15 protein-coding genes are annotated in these 15,604 nt (G+C 42.5%); 3 read left to right on the forward strand and 12 right to left on the reverse strand.

The features are described 5' to 3' along the window. Positions 1 to 54: 54 nt before the first annotated feature. Positions 55 to 657, reverse strand: a complete 603-nt coding sequence (locus tag AB3N61_RS12180; protein ID WP_367897711.1) for a matrixin family metalloprotease — start codon at positions 655 to 657, stop codon at positions 55 to 57. An 845-nt stretch (positions 658 to 1,502) separates the two neighbouring features. Here AB3N61_RS12180 and AB3N61_RS12185 point away from each other — a divergent pair. Next, complete coding sequence (locus tag AB3N61_RS12185; RefSeq protein ID WP_020768864.1) at positions 1,503 to 2,132, forward strand: lytic transglycosylase domain-containing protein; 630 nt, start codon at positions 1,503 to 1,505, stop codon at positions 2,130 to 2,132. Here AB3N61_RS12185 and AB3N61_RS12190 read toward each other — a convergent pair. From AB3N61_RS12190 to AB3N61_RS12200, 3 genes are all read right to left on the reverse strand, one after another. Further along, positions 2,129 to 2,995, reverse strand: coding sequence for an MBL fold metallo-hydrolase (locus AB3N61_RS12190; RefSeq protein ID WP_367897712.1), 867 nt, complete (start codon positions 2,993 to 2,995; stop codon positions 2,129 to 2,131). The two genes, AB3N61_RS12185 and AB3N61_RS12190, sit on opposite strands and share 4 nt — an antisense overlap. An 18-nt stretch (positions 2,996 to 3,013) precedes the next feature. Next, the gene (locus tag AB3N61_RS12195) at positions 3,014 to 3,841 is read right to left on the reverse strand and encodes a substrate-binding periplasmic protein (RefSeq protein WP_367899096.1); all 828 of its coding nucleotides are present in this window, start codon (positions 3,839 to 3,841) and stop codon (positions 3,014 to 3,016) included. Between the two features lie 130 nt (positions 3,842 to 3,971). Continuing rightward, on the reverse strand, positions 3,972 to 5,936 hold the full coding sequence (locus tag AB3N61_RS12200; protein ID WP_367897713.1) for an acetoacetate--CoA ligase: 1,965 nt from the start codon (positions 5,934 to 5,936) through the stop codon (positions 3,972 to 3,974). A gap of 112 nt (positions 5,937 to 6,048) precedes the next feature. On the opposite strand from AB3N61_RS12200, the gene AB3N61_RS12205 reads away from it, so the two are divergent. Continuing rightward, the gene (locus AB3N61_RS12205) at positions 6,049 to 6,459 is read left to right on the forward strand and encodes a hypothetical protein (RefSeq protein ID WP_367897714.1); all 411 of its coding nucleotides are present in this window, start codon (positions 6,049 to 6,051) and stop codon (positions 6,457 to 6,459) included. Between the two features lie 123 nt (positions 6,460 to 6,582). Here the strand turns inward: AB3N61_RS12205 and AB3N61_RS12210 are convergent, their stop codons facing one another. Next, the gene (locus tag AB3N61_RS12210) at positions 6,583 to 6,984 is read right to left on the reverse strand and encodes a 6-carboxytetrahydropterin synthase (RefSeq protein WP_367897715.1); all 402 of its coding nucleotides are present in this window, start codon (positions 6,982 to 6,984) and stop codon (positions 6,583 to 6,585) included. A gap of 67 nt (positions 6,985 to 7,051) precedes the next feature. Here AB3N61_RS12210 and AB3N61_RS12215 point away from each other — a divergent pair, with 67 nt between their 5' ends. Further along, positions 7,052 to 7,276, forward strand: coding sequence for a DUF1858 domain-containing protein (locus tag AB3N61_RS12215; protein WP_008593840.1), 225 nt, complete (start codon positions 7,052 to 7,054; stop codon positions 7,274 to 7,276). Positions 7,277 to 7,583: 307 nt separating this feature from the next. Here AB3N61_RS12215 and AB3N61_RS12220 read toward each other — a convergent pair whose 3' ends face one another. From AB3N61_RS12220 to mreC, 7 genes are all read right to left on the reverse strand, one after another. After that, positions 7,584 to 8,711 (reverse strand): hypothetical protein, encoded by a 1,128-nt coding sequence (locus tag AB3N61_RS12220; RefSeq protein ID WP_367897716.1) that lies wholly within the window; start codon positions 8,709 to 8,711, stop codon positions 7,584 to 7,586. 35 nt (positions 8,712 to 8,746) lie between these two features. Then, entirely contained in the window at positions 8,747 to 9,307 is a 561-nt protein-coding gene (locus tag AB3N61_RS12225) for a hypothetical protein (RefSeq protein WP_367897717.1), read from the reverse strand. A 163-nt stretch (positions 9,308 to 9,470) separates the two neighbouring features. Continuing rightward, entirely contained in the window at positions 9,471 to 10,262 is a 792-nt protein-coding gene (locus tag AB3N61_RS12230; protein WP_367897718.1) for a hypothetical protein, read from the reverse strand. A 244-nt stretch (positions 10,263 to 10,506) separates the two neighbouring features. Further along, positions 10,507 to 12,027 carry a rod shape-determining protein RodA gene (gene rodA, locus AB3N61_RS12235; RefSeq protein ID WP_367897719.1) on the reverse strand — a complete coding sequence of 507 codons (1,521 nt, stop codon included), beginning with the start codon at positions 12,025 to 12,027 and terminating at the stop codon, positions 10,507 to 10,509. Next, positions 12,024 to 13,967 (reverse strand): penicillin-binding protein 2, encoded by a 1,944-nt coding sequence (gene mrdA, locus AB3N61_RS12240; RefSeq protein WP_036089085.1) that lies wholly within the window; start codon positions 13,965 to 13,967, stop codon positions 12,024 to 12,026. Before mrdA ends, rodA begins: the two co-directional genes overlap by 4 nt. 1 nt (position 13,968) lies before the next feature. Next, positions 13,969 to 14,472, reverse strand: coding sequence for a rod shape-determining protein MreD (gene mreD / locus AB3N61_RS12245; protein ID WP_020768798.1), 504 nt, complete (start codon positions 14,470 to 14,472; stop codon positions 13,969 to 13,971). Further along, complete coding sequence (gene mreC, locus AB3N61_RS12250) at positions 14,472 to 15,575, reverse strand: rod shape-determining protein MreC (RefSeq protein ID WP_367897720.1); 1,104 nt, start codon at positions 15,573 to 15,575, stop codon at positions 14,472 to 14,474. Before mreC ends, mreD begins: the two co-directional genes overlap by 1 nt. Positions 15,576 to 15,604 lie beyond the last annotated feature (29 nt).

Raw genomic sequence — 15,604 nt, forward strand, 5'->3', positions numbered from 1 at the left:
ATCTTCGATCCACACCATAGGAAGATTGATCGGTGTTTACCGTTTCTGGGGTTATCAATCTTCCTCTTCCATATTTATATTTCCGAATACCGCGAACGAAGGAACGGTATACTGTTTTAAGTAAGTAAAGTCCGATTGTTTCGTATAAAGATTGGATTCGTCTACGGAACCGGGCGGCAAAGAAGTATTATACAGCGCCTGGGCGGCATGCATCTCCGTTCTACTAGGTTCGAACACAGTTCCAGTCAACATCGGGAACATCAGATCCTTAGGATCCTGAGAATGTTGTAATCCAAGGCAATGCCCAACTTCATGGGCAACGGTGGCGATTATATATTCTTTTGCGTCGATGGTGCTTCCTTCCATCCGCATCGCATCCGCAGTCGCTTTGATCCTGTCTTTAAAAATAAAAATAACACTATTTTCTATACTGGTAGTTGCGCTGATCGAACAAGCCGCAAGATAGAAAGGATTGGAAGAGAACAGCTGGCAATCTTTTGCGTTTTTCGGGGAGATCCCTTCCACATTACATTTTCCTGATTCTGTAAATGCGATCGTGTTTCTCATTCTATCCACCCTGGTTTTAGCAGGATAAACATCAATACCAAGGCCCCATTTTTGAGCCGCCGCTTTTGTGAGTTGTAGTCCGCCTTTCATTTCCTCTCCGTATGCTATCCAGAGAAGTTGTTTTTCCTCCCAAGTAAGATCACTGGAAGGATTCCCCATTTGAGTACATTGTGTAAATGTAATAAGGCATAGTACGGACAGAGCTAAAGATACCCTCATTATTTTTCCCCAGAAAATATCCGATCTCGGCGTTTTTGTTTTTAGAGATCGAATCCGATGAATAACGGATTTAGCTTTTTGTAATGTATCTTTAAATTTTCCCTATCGCGGGATCGATCATCGCGAAAGAGTTTTTACTTTTTTTTTATTTCGACTTGTTCGTTCAACAAGTCCCCGGTTCTAAAATATTATGACGAAGCAGTTACAAAAATTTGCATCAAAAATTTTATTTTTCCAAAATATATTAAATAAATCGAATGTTATATTTATTTCCAGTTGAGAAACATTTTGAGAAGCGAACGCAAATACAAATACGCATTTCAGGTTAGTAAATTTATTTCCAAACTTCTTCTAAATGTTCCTACCTATGTTTTTAAATTTTTTATACCGAAAGATTTATCCTTCTCTTGGAAATTTTTTTCCAAATTTATTGTAGTTGAGATGGTCTCGCAAGTAACTCGAATAAGACTCAGTAAGAGTAGAAAAAACTAGAGCGAAAGAATGAGTGTTAAGATTTAGGAAATAACTCCGCAAAAAAAATGTTCCCTTTGGCCCTCCTTCTTCTTTTCAATTTCTTAAGGGATACATTCTCCGTCGAAAACCCGATTTTTTTTTCCCGAACTCCTAAAACCGGATGGTTTTTTACTTGGCCTGTAGTGCGCCGCAAAAAGACTGGCCATAGATGGTGCAATGCACCATAAGAGGAGGCAAGGAGAATGCTCCAGCCTAAAATCCGAAAAAGATACATATTTATCGCCTCGTTACCCCTACTCTACCAATCCCTGGTCGCCCCAATCGCGGGTTCCTTAATCGGAAAGGGCGTTCCTGGTAGGAACTCCCTGCCAGAATCCGCTCAAATCAAAGAATACATCCGCTCCGAGAGACCGAGTCTTAGCGAATCAGAGCTGGAACTTCTCTCCTTAACCGTAGAAAAGGAAGCAGAAAGGATCCATGACAGTGCTTGCGGGGTTTATTGCCAAAAAGGAGAGAAGGCAGGGCTACTTCTCGGGATCATCAAAACAGAGTCCGAATTCTATCGAAAAGCCAAATCCAAGAAGAATGCTCGGGGACTTATGCAGATCATGCCGGGGACTGGATCCTGGATCGCCTCTTGGGAAGGCAAAAATATCAAGAAGCAGGACTTATTCGAACCGGAGACAAATATACATCTCGGGGTCTCCTATCTGAACCATTTATTGGAGACCCATGAGGGAAATATCCGCCAAGCGCTTCTGGCTTATAACGCTGGACCGGCAGCGGTTAAAAAATGGGGAGGAGTTCCTGCCTACGCGGAGAGCGTATTTTCAGGCCAGGAAGAATATTTAGGAAGCAGGGAATCATTTTAACGTTTTTGCATCCATAGAACGCAGGACCTAAGCATCTCGCTCATACGTTTCCGATCCGTATGAGCGGGGTGCCCATGGCCTGGTAAAAGCCACTCAAAATCATAATTTTCCAAGTCCTGCATGGACTTGGTTTGTTCTTCCCAAGAATACCAACAAACACCTCTAAACGCGATCAGCCTTTCTCTTTTTGGATCGAGTGCAAGATGATCCCCTGAAAATAAAAATTTACGTTTATATAATAGAGTAGAATGTCCTCTGGTATGCCCAGGCCCAGGTATCACTAATAGATCTTCGCCGAGAGAAAACGGGTCTCTTCCTTTGATCACGATCTCTGCATTCGGAACCGCGGATAGATCTCCTTCATGAATGATCCTTTGGGTCCAGAAGTCGGTATGGAATTTTTCATGATCCGCTACATCGTCCCTATGTGTTAGAAAATGATATTTGATCCCGCCCAAGTTTTTTATTTTTTCGGAAAGTGATGGAATATATCTGGGAGAATCCACAAGTACGTTACCTTCTTCCCTTACGATTAAATAGGAGAAGGCCCCGAATGAATCCTTAGAATGGAAGCCGCAATGATAGACTTCGTCTTGGATCTGTCTCGGGAAAGATGCCTTTGCTTCCGCGAGATCGATACGATCTTCCGTTCCGATGGAAGCGGTAGGACAAGCAACTAACGCTTGTAAGGCTTGGAATTTTTCGGATTCCGTTCCAGGTTGTTTTTTAACGAATGAACCTGTTCGATCTTCTCCGAAAACATCGCCGGCCAAGATCCTGCAGGTCTCACAATCGATACAACTGGAATCCACATAGATCTGTCCGGGAGAATTTTGGGCCTTTCTTTTTGCCAAAGTAGCCATACGGATTAGACTACTTTTTTATTTCACCCAGTTGCTATTGTTAAAATACTTATCCTCTAAACTTTTTAATTCTCCAGTTCGTTTGAGTTCCGACAGAAAAAATTCGAAATTACGGAAGAAGTAAACATCACCCTTGGGAAGCAAAGCGCTCACATGATTTTCTTGAACCGGCTCGATGAGGGCCCTAAAATTGGATAAAATACTTCTTTGTTTGAGAAGAAGTCCCTTAATATAAAGAGAGTCTCCCACAAAACAATTTGCCTGCCCTTCTTTCACGGAATTCCATGCGCTATCCATGGAACCGTAAGTGAATATCCGAGAATTCGGAAAGACACTTAATAGATATTCATGACTGGCTGAAAACGCTCTGACAGAAAAACTAAGCCCGCTTACACTATCCAGGTCCTTTACACTTCTGAAATATACCGTTGAAATAATGTTTCCTTCGGGAGGAGGAGGAAGTGCATTCTTATTCACCAAAGCACCGGGCGTAGAAATCAAATATGGAGAACTGAAACTCCCTTTTTTAGATCTTTCTAATGTAGAACTCAATCCGGAAAATGCGATATCAGCTTCTCCACTTTTGATGGCTTCCGCGTAATCCTCGAATTCAGGACGATTTGTGAATGTGTATTTTACTCCCAAAAAATCGGCGTATTTTTTGCCAAGCTCCGCATCGAATCCCGGAAAACCTTCTTTAGGATCGGAGATATAAAATGGATCGAAGTTACGATTTCCTGTGACTCGTAATTCTCCCCTTTTTCGGATCTCCTCCAAACGAGAGCCGGAGATAGCTTGTGGAAAAACGGGAGAAAGGATCAAAAACAAAAATAGGATACCGGATATTCGAAACACCACACTTTTATATTTTCTTAGCCCCTGTGGATCAAGGGAAAAAAAGGATCTATCATACTTGAGTCGATCTGAGAAAAGCGATTTTTTGGAAGAACCAGGGAACGTTTTTCATGCTCCAGGGTTAATCCGTTTGCAGTTCCGGGATATTTTTATAATATTCTAATGATTCCGGATTGATCAAAGCATCTTGGTTCGTGACCGCTTCTCCCTGCACTGTTTTCTTAACTGCGATCTCCACCTTTTTCATATTACGAGTATATGGAATATCCGCGATCTGGATGACCTTAGACGGAACATGACGAGGAGATACCTTTTCCTTGATCTCTTTTTTGATCTTAGATTCGAATGCTGAGTCCAAAACCGCACCGGGTGCCATCTTTAAGAAAAGGATCACTCGTACGTCATCCTTCCATTCTTGACCGATCACTACCGAATCCGCGATTTCGGAAATGGTTTCGAGCAGACTATACAAGTCCGCGGTTCCGATACGAACTCCACCCGGATTCAATGTAGCGTCGGATCTTCCATACACGACCATTCCTCCGTTGGGAAGAATTTCCGCAAAATCCCCGTGCCTCCAGATATTTGGATAGGTATCGAAATAAGCGCCGATATATTTTTTTCCGTCCGGATCATTCCAAAATTCCAAAGGCATGGAAGGAAACGGTTTTGTACAGACTAGTTCTCCTTTTTGTCCTTGGACCGGTTTTCCCGAATCGTCGAAAATTTGTACGGACATTCCGAGGCCTAAAGATTGTAATTCGCCGGAATGTACAGGTAAATTAGGATTTCCTAATGCAAAACATCCGTTCAAGTCGGTTCCCCCCGAAATAGAGGAAAGTCTAAGGTCCTTCTTCCAAAACTCGTATACATACTCAAATCCGTATCCCGGCAATGGAGATCCTGTGGATAAGACAACGTTTACCGAAGAAAGGTCCACACTCGGTTTGAATTTTTCCTTCTCTAAACTAAGGATGTATTTAGCTCCCACTCCGAATACCTTGATCTTACGATCGGAAACATACCGAAATAATACTCCCGGATCGGGATGGAACGGATTTCCATCGAATAAATGTACTGTTGCTCCGATTGAAAGCGAACTGACAAGCCAGTTCCACATCATCCATCCGCAGGTAGTATAATAAAAAATCCCGTCTCCCTCTTTCAGATCCGTATGTAGCGCGAGTTCTTTCCAATGATTCAGAAAAACCCCGAAACCTTGGACCATACATTTAGGAAGCCCGGTTGTTCCGGAAGAATACATGATATACACGGGATGATCGAAAGATGTTTGGAAAAATTCAGGCTCCTGTCCCAGAAATGGCCTATAAGATTCTTCTAATGGAATCGCGTTTTTCGGAAATCCATCCGTGATATTCTTCTGATCTTTAGATCTTACACTAGGATATTCTGAAACTAAAATCTTTTTCAAGTCGGGAAGTTGGGAAGAGATCTCTCGGACAGTACTTGCCAGTGGAAGTGATTTACCCTTAAATTCATACCGTTCCGTGGTGATCAAAATTTTAGGTTGGATCTGCCCGAACCGATCCAATACTCCTTTAACTCCGAAATCGGGAGAACAAGAAGTCCAAACGGCTCCAATACTAGTCGCGGCTAACATTCCAAGAACCGTATCCGGAACATTCGGCATAAGTCCCGCGATCCTATCTCCCGGCACCAATCCTTCCGATCTAAAATAAGCGGCAAGTGCTCCTACTCTTTTATGAAGTTCGGAATAAGTGAGGCTCTTTTCCGCTCCACTTTCTCCCCTGTAATGGATCGCAATAGTATCGTTTTTTTTCCGAAGTAAGTTTTGGGCGAAGTTCAGTTTTGCTCCCGGAAAAAATTTTGTTTCTCTGAAGGTTTTTCCGGTTTGAATGACTTCGTCATAGGATTTGGAGTGGATGACAGGAGCAAATTCCCAAATGAGTTCCCAAAATTTTTCGGGGAATTCAACGGACCAGGAATGTAGCTGCGTATAGTTTTGGAATTTTTTACCGATCTTTTGTTCGGCAAAATTTTGAAATTCCGTAAGTCTTGAGTTTTGGATGAGTTCGGGACTGGGAGTCCAAAGGATTTGATTCATGTCCAGGCCTGTTATCCTAGTTTTTTTCAATCGAAGGTCAACAGTAAATTAGTTGTGAAGCGAAAGCCGTTCCGTAAGATTTGTGCGTCGATAAGAAATCGGAGTTTCCCAGTTGTCAGACCTGAATCATCTCAACCTGCCTACGATCCTATTTTTATGCGTAAGTTTGGTCTACGCTTTCCACGGTTTTTTACACCAATTAGTGGTCGGGGGAGCCATCTCTGTATTCCAACATCCGGATGAAAGACAGTCCAGAATGATCCTCATGGTCTGGATCGCCACAGGCGGGTTCATGAGTTTTCTCGGACTTTTGCCTACGGTGCTTCTCCTTTTATACGGTGCCGACTCGGAGCCGGTCAAGGCAGTGCTTTGGACAAACACTTTAGCACTTTGTTTTTTAGCGGTTCACTTCGTTCTTTGCGGAGTGATAAAACTTCCCCGCCCTTTACGGATCGGTTTCTATTTCACGATCTCTTATGCGGTGGCTAATTTAGTTTTTCTTTTTACGTATGGGAAGATATAGAGTTATTTTTCCTCGAGCCAAGCCGAAGTGTAGAAGGTCTCACATAGAGATCAGGCAAGGACACTGAGCCAAAAAATGAATCGCCCCCTCCGCAATCTAAGTGGCCGCTGTGCGAAAAAACCGTTAATTCGGCTCGAAATATGCCAAGTTCTCCGGGCCTTCGTGGATCACGATCCGATCCACTTTACCTTTGGCTTCTGCGACACTATCCTTTAAGCCATAATAGAACCAACGAGCCATATTTTCAGAAGTAGGATTGGTCTTTTGAAAATCCGCATGATCGTTGATCAGAATATGGTCTAACTCAGCCACTAGTTCTTTGAGCTTACGCTTAGAAGTCAAAAAGTCGAAACTGATCCCGTCATCCCCGATATTCTTTTTGCCGGAAAGATAAACTTCTACCTTAAAGGAATGGCCGTGGATCGGTTCATCCGAGCCGTCGGGGAAATATTTGTAGAGATAATGAGAGGACTCGAACCTTTCCTCGATCCGAATATAGAATTTGCCGGTTTCTTGAAAAAACATGGAATTGACTTTGGCCTAGGGAGTCTATATACTGGAACTGAAAACCAGTACTTAGGAGATTTCCCCCATGTCGGAAGCGGTCAAGCCAAGATTTTTTAAAGAAATGACGGTAGGCGAGGCGATCGGTCTTCATCCGGAAGCAGGATTAGTGTTCTCCAGCTATCATTTGGGCGGTTGCTCTCATTGTTCCATCAACGAACTCGAAACGATCGAGCAAGTTTGTATGGGCTATGGTGTGGAAGTGGATGTTCTTCTGGATAGTTTGAACAACCTACTCGAGGACGGAGAGTAATCTCTCCGCCTTCGGGTCAGCGCTTTTAATTCACGAAGCAACTTCCGCCGGCAACTATCGATTCCGTTAGGCAAGAATTCTGCCTATCTGGATCCGGTGAGCCTCCCGTGCAGGCATTATACGAAACAAGCACGGCAATACAACCCATTCGTTTCCCATACGAATCATCCAGATCATAAGTCGGATCGAGCATACTACAGGAAACAAAAACCCAAAATGTAAATATAAATAAAACTTTAAACTTCATTCGTCGGTCTCCAGCTCCAAATAGCCGACCAACGTTGGCGGCAATCCTCGAAAAGGGAAATCATAAACGAAAATATTCCCTAATTTTTTCGAATTCGTTTCCCTCCGGACAACCCAACCAATGCAAAAGTTTAGCAAGTGCCTTTTCCCCTTTTTGATTTAAAGACAGTTTATTTAAGGCGCCTCTGATCCCCCAAAACTTTCTATAATCCGGCAATTTAGGTACTGGAAAATCCAAACTAATGAAAGAAATTCCAACTTTGGTACTTCCCATATCGGATACCTTTCTCATTTTATCCAAGTCTTGGACGACTGAATCCAAGGTTTTTCTAAACTTAGATATACTAGCGGGATTTTCACTCTCTACGGCGGTTTGATATTCTCCGATCCATTCCCGAATCAATTTATATTTTTCTCTAGCTTTCATTGTGGAAGGAATGATTTCGGAAAGTTTAGAAGCGGATTCTATCACTTCTGCCACTAAGGGGGGAAGTATTAACTGGAAATTATTCATCTTACCAACCGGAGTCAAACTAGTGAACATTTTGATCCTTTCATTATCGATCCATTCTTGAATTTCCGAATTTATATCCGTTTGAGGTTTGAATAGGGGAACCTGTTCCAACAGGGAAGCTCTGATCGGATGAGCTACGTAATGAGCTTCTAGAAAGGAACTCCTTCCCAAATTTCCCGCGGCCCCCCAAACTACCTGACCGAAATAACTGTGAGGAGCTTGTTTATTCTTTCTATATCCTTCAAAATTTTCTTCCTGATGTTTTTTCATCAGGTCGGTGGCGCATAATAATTGTAAGGCTTTGTTCCTGGAATCGGCCACTTCCGGGTTATACGTAGGAATATCGACGGAAATAAGCAGGTTCCCGTCCAGAGAATCCAGACTTTCGAAGGAACGCCAACCCTCGGAGAATTTATAATCGTAGAATATCTTATCTCTAAGAATGATCTCATTGATCAGATGAAATAAACTTTCTATCTGGACGCAAGCTGTCGGAATTTCCACCCAATCATAAGAGTTTGTCTCTTTATTGATCTTTAGTTCTTTGGAATTCGAAAAATCCAAGCCTTCGGTATATAAGTCGAAAAGGCTTTCGAATGTCCAATTGTCCCAGAAAGAAGTATTGTTCTGCATCGCAAAGGTTTTGGATTTTCTTCCGAATGCGGAAAATTGCAACCTAAATTACGATAAATTTATGTTAGGCGATAAGATTATTGTTCAGATGCATTTTTAAAAACGGTCTCATAAGTTTTTTCTGCTATGGCATCCGATAATTCTTCTATTGTTTTTGCAGGGAACTGTTCCTGATTAAACATTTGAATAAAATAAATTTCATCATTTACGATATCCATCTTATAGAAAAGCTTCGTTCCCTTAATTATAATTAGACTTGCTTTAGATATTGTTTCTGTATTTGGATAAACTCTTGGACTCAATAAAATAGAGTATGCATCTCTTTCGATTTGTTTTCCTAAAACAATATTAACCCTGTATTTATCTCTGAATTGCTTAAATAGCGAATCGCGAAATTTCAGATATAAAACTTCCACATCTTTATCGATCGTCCGCTCAACTTTCCCATCCTTCGAGACAGTCTCCTTGAGTCCATATTGGTATATCATATCCAAATAAATTTTTTTACCGTTCAATTCTGAAGTATTGGCAAATTTTCTTTCATTCAACTCAAAACCTTCGCCGATTACCTGAACGGTTCGACAACCAATCACGCTCAATGGGACAAAAAGTAGATATAAAATTTTAATAACATTCATAGGTCGTCCAATTGTAAGCTTTTATATATGATTCTGTCATATCCGATAACCAGGATTTTGCGCATATAATATTATCAATAAGTAGAAATTGGTTCAAAAAAATGAACTTTTGTATTTCCAAATTTTCGGGAAAAAGAACATTCTAAAAATTTGATAAAAAATATCACTCACCCATTTGGGGAATATAATAATATCGAATTCCTGCTTTGCGGAAATAATAACGGATCTCGGAAGATTGTTTGTCCGTAGGTTGTAATCTTCTTTTAAAAGTATCTTCCGGGATACGGAAAGTATCTCCTAATGCGTCACATCTAAAGAATCGGATTCCTTCCGGATAACGGATCATGAGTAAAGTGCCTGGTTCGGTTTCCCAGGTTCGACTTTCTCCTTCCCAAGAAAAATAAATCGACCTGCTCGGGAAGATAGGATATTTTTTTCCTTCGTATAGGACCTTGTCCTTGTTTCGATTCACGTTTTTGAATATTTTTTTAGGTCCGGATTTTACGATAAAATGGACTGTGCCGCATCTAAATGTAAGGAGTAAGGGAATCCCGTTCAGCGAACCGGGCTCTATTCCCGAACCGGCTACGGTAGCTGCAACCCGGTTCGTATTTTCCGCTATCCTTCCCAATGTGGAACGCATGGATTCGTCCAAAAATTCCACGGTGTCGTCTTTACGTATTTTCTCTAATTGCCTGTAGATCCGATCGAACTCTTGTTTTTCGTAAGCCTTGTTTCGAACAAAGCCGTCTAACTGTCTTTTTAAATTGGAAAGTCTAGCCTTAAAGTAAGGAGTGTCGTTTCGGGAAGCGACGTCGAACATTTCCTCCCAGAGCGTTTCTAATTCTCTGACTTCCGAATCTTGGTCGTAGGTATTTTTCTCCACTTCTTCCAAGATATAACGGAACTTTCTTTTCAGATCGAATAGAAATCTGGAGTCTTTTACTCTTTCCATATTAAGTGAAAACCGGCTTTTGCCACACTAAACTGTATTTTTAGAAAGGTTTAGTTATTAGTATCCTTAATATCGGTCCCTTACTTTCCCATAAAGTAAATTTAATTATGGGAAAATTCCGAGAACCGGGATTCCCACCTAAATAATGATCGGGTCCGGGCTTTTTTAAAGGAAATTTTCCCGGAGAAGGGGGTGGCCTGAGACCTTGGCTCAGGCCAGGGGGAAAGCTTTCCCCCTAAAAAACTTAGTTTGCGTGTTTTCTCATCTTGATGGAAAGAATGATCCCAACCGCCGCCATGGACATAAGTAAGTGAGAACCGCCGTAACTCATGAAAGAAAGTGGGATCCCTGTCACAGGTAATAGCCCGAGAACAATACCGATATTGATCGCCATATGATAGAATAACATCGCTACGATTCCGGAAGCAAGTAGCGACCCGAATCTGTCCTTACTTTCATAACTGATCTGTAATCCCCTAAGCGGAATGGAAAATAAGAAGAAGAGTAAAAACACAGAACCTATAAATCCGGTTTGTTCCGCCCAGGATGCAAAGATGAAATCCGTACTGGATTCGGGAACATGTGGGATTTTTCCTTCCGTCATTTCTGCATTCAAAAATCCTTTTCCGAATAATTTTCCGGATCCGACCGCAGGTTTGGATGCTCTAAGCTGGTATCCCGCATCTTGTTTGAACTCGTCAGGATTTAAGAATGCAGTCAATCGAATGACCTGGTTTTCCCGGAAAGGAACGGTTTTCATCACGACTACCGCAGAGATCAGACTGATCCCTAATATCCCGAGAGGAATATAATAAGAACGTAATGTTTTACTTCCCCTAGCGATGCGGAGAAGGATCATAATAATACTGAATATGATAAGTGTTGCGCCGACTCCGATCAGTAATCCTTGATTGGAGAGCAGTTTAAATACGAAGCTCGCTTCTAAATCGATTACCTGATCGAAAACTTCTCGTAGCGCAGCGGTCGTCTTAGGAGTTAAATTGGCTCCGGCTACTTCTTTCCCGTCGAGGACCTGCCAAGTTTTTCCCCCCAATCGGTTTACTACGGATAGAAGGTCCGTTTTTCCCGTTCTTTGTAAGAAGGCTAGGATATCGTTTAACAGAGTAAGTTTGGAATATTCCACGTACATCGGAAGAACGAGCGAGATCCCTCCGAATGTGATAAAGGAACCGATATGGAAATAGTCGGCTCCTCCCAAAAACAACATGGTAAATAAGATCGGTAAAAAGGAAACGGCAGTCCCGAAGTCCGGCTGTAAAAGTATCAAAGCCATAGGAAGAAGAACGATCCCGAATGGGATAACTAGTACGACTAACTTCTTCATTTCTTTTTCTTTTAATACCAGATACTGACCGAGTAGTATCACAGTCGCAAGTTTTGCAAACTCCGAGGCCTGCAACAAGAATGGTCCGACCTTGATCCAGGATCTTGCCCCTCTACTGGAAGGAAGATAACCGATCCATTTCACAAGAGTGAGCGCTAATAATAGAATGGCAAATCCATAGATGAATAATGCGTAAGCCCCGATCAATTGGTAATTGACCCTGGAAAGAAACCACATAATGACGAGTCCAAGCAGGAAGAACAAGAACTGTTTGAACCATTTATGGCCCATGAGTCCGATACTCGGATCGTCAAAATTATATTCTTGCGAGTACAATGTGAGAACACTACATATCACTACTATGATGACCGAGCCTACTAAAAAGTAGTCGATCCTATCTATGGAACGATCCGACATCATTGTACATTCTCCGGTGCTATAGGAGCAGCAGTCTCTGGGATCTCCGCGGTTCTTTTAAAACTTCCGGGAGGAAAAGCGGCTCTGAACATTTCTCTTGCGACGGGTGCCGCTCCCGCCGCTCCCCCTACTCCATATTCTACGAATACGGCGACTAATACTTGTTCGCTGACCGGGGCATTTGCTGGAGCGTATCCGATAAACCATGCGTGGTTTGATCCGGAAGATCCCCTTCTTCTTGTCTGGGCGGTTCCTGTTTTCCCTGCAATATCCGGAAGTCCGGGCTTATTCAATACGAATGCAGCGGTTCCATTCTTCACTACCAATCTAAGTCCCGTCTTGATCGCTTCTACTGTAGAAGATTGGATCGGAATATCGCTTAATCTCTGAGGATCCGTGCGATTGATGATTGAATTGTCTAAAGGATCTCTTATCTCATTGACAATATACGGTTGGTAAATCTGTCCTTTATTCAATAATCCGGCATAGAACAAAGTCATGGAAAGCGGAGTAACGGACATGAACCCTTGTCCGATAGAAAGATTGATCGTATCTCCATCGAACCATCGGGTCCCATAAATCCTTTTTTTCCAAGCAGGAGAAGGAACCTGACCTGCAATCTCTCCCGGAAGATCCACCTTGGATTTTTGGTCCAATAAGAATAAACGGGAATACGTCAAGATAGGATCGGAACCAAGTTTGTATCCTAGGTTATAAAAATATACGGAACATGATTTTTGAAGAGCGTGAGCCAGATCATTCGTCCCATGCCCGCCCTTTTCCCAACAATAAAATACTTGATCCGGCACTCCTGCAAACGTGGATTTTAAAGTGTAACTACCGTTGCATTGGTAACTGGTTTCAGGAGTATAATCCACCTTATGACCGCTTTCCAAAGCGGCAAGGGCAACTAACGTTTTGTAGGTGGAAGCGGGAGGAAATTTGGACTGGATCGCAAGATTTAAAAATCCGCCGTTCGCATCGACCCTCTTATAATGTGCAGTCCTTTCCGATCTACTTTTTCCGGAGAGAACATTCGGATCGTAACTCGGATTAGAAGCCATTGCCAAAATTTCGCCGGTGGAGGGACGCATCGCAATCGCGGTTCCCCTAGCTCCTTTTAGCGCCTTATAGGCGGCAAGTTGGATGTCTTTGTCGATCGTGAGAACAAGATTGTTTCCGGGAGTAGAATGTTCCACCACCCTTTCTTCCTCGATATTTCCCTCGGAACTTCTTTTCTGGATTCGGAATCCGTCCGTTCCTCGGAGTCGGGAATCGTATTGGAGCTCCAACCCGTCTTTTCCAAGCCATTGGTAAGACTTGATCTCTCGGGTAAGAAGGTCCGTTTTACTAGGCTTACCTATATATCCGGTCACATGCGCAAGTGCAGGACCCATCTTATAGATCCTTCTAGGAGAAGGAACCAAGATCACGTATTTAGATATATTATCGAAAACCGATATACGCTCTTGTTGAGCCTTGGAGATCGCTTCCAAAAGTACGAACGGCTTTTTGGTTTTGATCTTTTTGGAAAATTTAGGCTCGAGTAAGTCCTCTTCATAATAAGACATCGGAATGGAAAGGGTCCTTGCGAATTCCTGTAAAAAATTTTTAACTCTAACAGGGTCGTATTTGAGAAGCGAAGTGTTTAGTACCGCATCCAAACTGGAATAATTGGAAACCAGCGCCATCGAAGTTTCAGGAGTAAGAAAGTTCCGATCGAACATTTCTCCTCTGGCAGCAGGAATGGTTTCACTTTTTCGGACGAACTTTTCCGCCTTTAAAGAGTTATTCGTACCTTGCACGATCTGGAGGTTGAACAGCTGGATCACAAAGGCGATCAAAGCAAACGCCACAAGTCCGGAGAACATGTACAGCCTTAGCCTGAAACTGCGCTCCAGTCTAAATTCTGTTGCTGAAGAAGATCCTCCTCCCCCCAACATTTTAGCCTTCCGCCTGCTCCAATCTGTACAATTTTCCAAGGACCCAGAAGAAAATAGGAGCGATCGCTCCATTAAAGATCGACGTACTGATGATGGAGTAATTTAGATTTTCATGAAAGAATAAGGAAAATAGGAAATAAGAAGCGATCCTGGAAATCAACGTTACAATAAGAGAATATAACATTATGGAAATCTGATTTTCGTGATAAGCAGGTCTTGCGAACTTTCCGACGAGGTATCCCATGATACAGAACGTGAGAGAGTGAAGCCCTATCTTATAGGTAACTACATTTCCGACTATTTCTCCCCCTAAACCTGAATCCGAAAGTAATCCACCGAAAAATCCGATCCAGATCCCAGCCATTGTTCCTTTTCTAAGTGCAAAGAATAGAACAAAGATTACCATAAAGTCGGGCTTAAATCCGGAGATCTCGAATAGGTTTGTGCCGTTCAAGAAGTGAGAGATCAAGATCCCGGCACCAATGACTATATATTCTAAGATCATCAGTTCGTTTCCTCGTCAGAGAATCCGGGGCCATTCCCTTCCGGTTTCTGGGTTTTAGGAGCTTCCACAGGTTTATTTCCGTTCGGAGTCGGTGCCTTAGGCTCCTTTTCTTCTTTAGGATAATTCAATTCACCAAAGTACGGATTTTCGATATTGATATTCTGTCCTTCCGGCCAGGTCTCCGCCCATTTTTCGGGAAGTTTCATGAGAATTGTAACCGACTCCAACATATCGAAACGAACAAAAGGTTTTAAGAATGCAGTCTTAAAACTTCCGTTGCGCGGACCTTCTTCCGTGATAATACCAACAGGAATTCCGGGCGGGAACATTCCGGAAGAACCGGAACTGTAAACAGGTTTGCCGATCTTACTTAAAGATTCGGTGTACTGGATCATCTCGCTTGGACCCATCGGATAATCTCCGAAAATCCTTGGATCGATGATGATACCGCTATCTATATAATTCATCAAAGCTTCCATTCCTCTTCCGGAGTTTCCGGAAAGAGTGGCCCAAAGATTACTTTCCGGAATGGAAACACCCATACTAAAATTGGAATTGATGATTGGCTGGACCACTGCGGATCCTCCGGTGACTGCGATCACCTTACCTACGAGAGCTTCTATAATTTCACCCTTTTGATTCACCGCTCTTGCAGTGACAGGCATATAAGGTTTGATCCCAGCTTCGGAACCTTTATCTATAATGATCGTACGATAGATGGAATTCAATCGAACGGAAAGAACTTCCGCTTTGACCGTAGAATACTTTTGTTTCGTATTAAAACGTAATTCTCTTCTGAGACTTTCGTTCTCTCGGCTCACCCTTTCGAGATCTTGGGGAAGAAGTTTATAATCGTCTATCGCAGCGACACAAGCATCCCTTTCCTGACGGACCGCTTCAAAAGATTCTAATTTAGTATAAGCTCCTTTAAAAAAGGAACCCACTCCGTCAATGGAACCGGAAACGGAATCTCCCACTCTCTGGAAACTTGCGATCCCTCTAACAAAAACGTTACTCTTAAAAGTCAGGGAAAGAAGCGAGAATACGATACAGAATAAAAGGGAAACGGTTTCCTTACTTTTATTAACTTGAAGCCAAAGCATAAAAAATTCCGTATCGGACTCCGACGATC

It is taken from the genome of Leptospira sp. WS58.C1 (assembly GCF_040833995.1).
Classification (GTDB): Bacteria; Spirochaetota; Leptospiria; order Leptospirales; family Leptospiraceae; genus Leptospira_B; species Leptospira_B cinconiae.

Excerpts from the sequence above, each read along its gene's own strand:
- AB3N61_RS12230 (WP_367897718.1), bottom strand. The coding sequence starts at position 10,262 with ATGGAAAGAGTAAAAGACTCCAGATTTCTATTCGATCTGAAAAGAAAG.
- AB3N61_RS12225 (WP_367897717.1), bottom strand. The coding sequence starts at position 9,307 with ATGAATGTTATTAAAATTTTATATCTACTTTTTGTCCCATTGAGCGTG.
- AB3N61_RS12200 (WP_367897713.1), bottom strand. The coding sequence starts at position 5,936 with ATGAATCAAATCCTTTGGACTCCCAGTCCCGAACTCATCCAAAACTCA.
- mreD (WP_020768798.1), bottom strand. The coding sequence starts at position 14,472 with ATGATCTTAGAATATATAGTCATTGGTGCCGGGATCTTGATCTCTCAC.
- AB3N61_RS12215 (WP_008593840.1), top strand. The coding sequence starts at position 7,052 with ATGTCGGAAGCGGTCAAGCCAAGATTTTTTAAAGAAATGACGGTAGGC.
- AB3N61_RS12190 (WP_367897712.1), bottom strand. The coding sequence starts at position 2,995 with ATGGCTACTTTGGCAAAAAGAAAGGCCCAAAATTCTCCCGGACAGATC.
- rodA (WP_367897719.1), bottom strand. The coding sequence starts at position 12,027 with ATGATGTCGGATCGTTCCATAGATAGGATCGACTACTTTTTAGTAGGC.
- AB3N61_RS12210 (WP_367897715.1), bottom strand. The coding sequence starts at position 6,984 with ATGTTTTTTCAAGAAACCGGCAAATTCTATATTCGGATCGAGGAAAGG.
- AB3N61_RS12180 (WP_367897711.1), bottom strand. The coding sequence starts at position 657 with ATGAAAGGCGGACTACAACTCACAAAAGCGGCGGCTCAAAAATGGGGC.
- mrdA (WP_036089085.1), bottom strand. The coding sequence starts at position 13,967 with ATGTTGGGGGGAGGAGGATCTTCTTCAGCAACAGAATTTAGACTGGAG.
- AB3N61_RS12185 (WP_020768864.1), top strand. The coding sequence starts at position 1,503 with ATGCTCCAGCCTAAAATCCGAAAAAGATACATATTTATCGCCTCGTTA.
- mreC (WP_367897720.1), bottom strand. The coding sequence starts at position 15,575 with ATGCTTTGGCTTCAAGTTAATAAAAGTAAGGAAACCGTTTCCCTTTTA.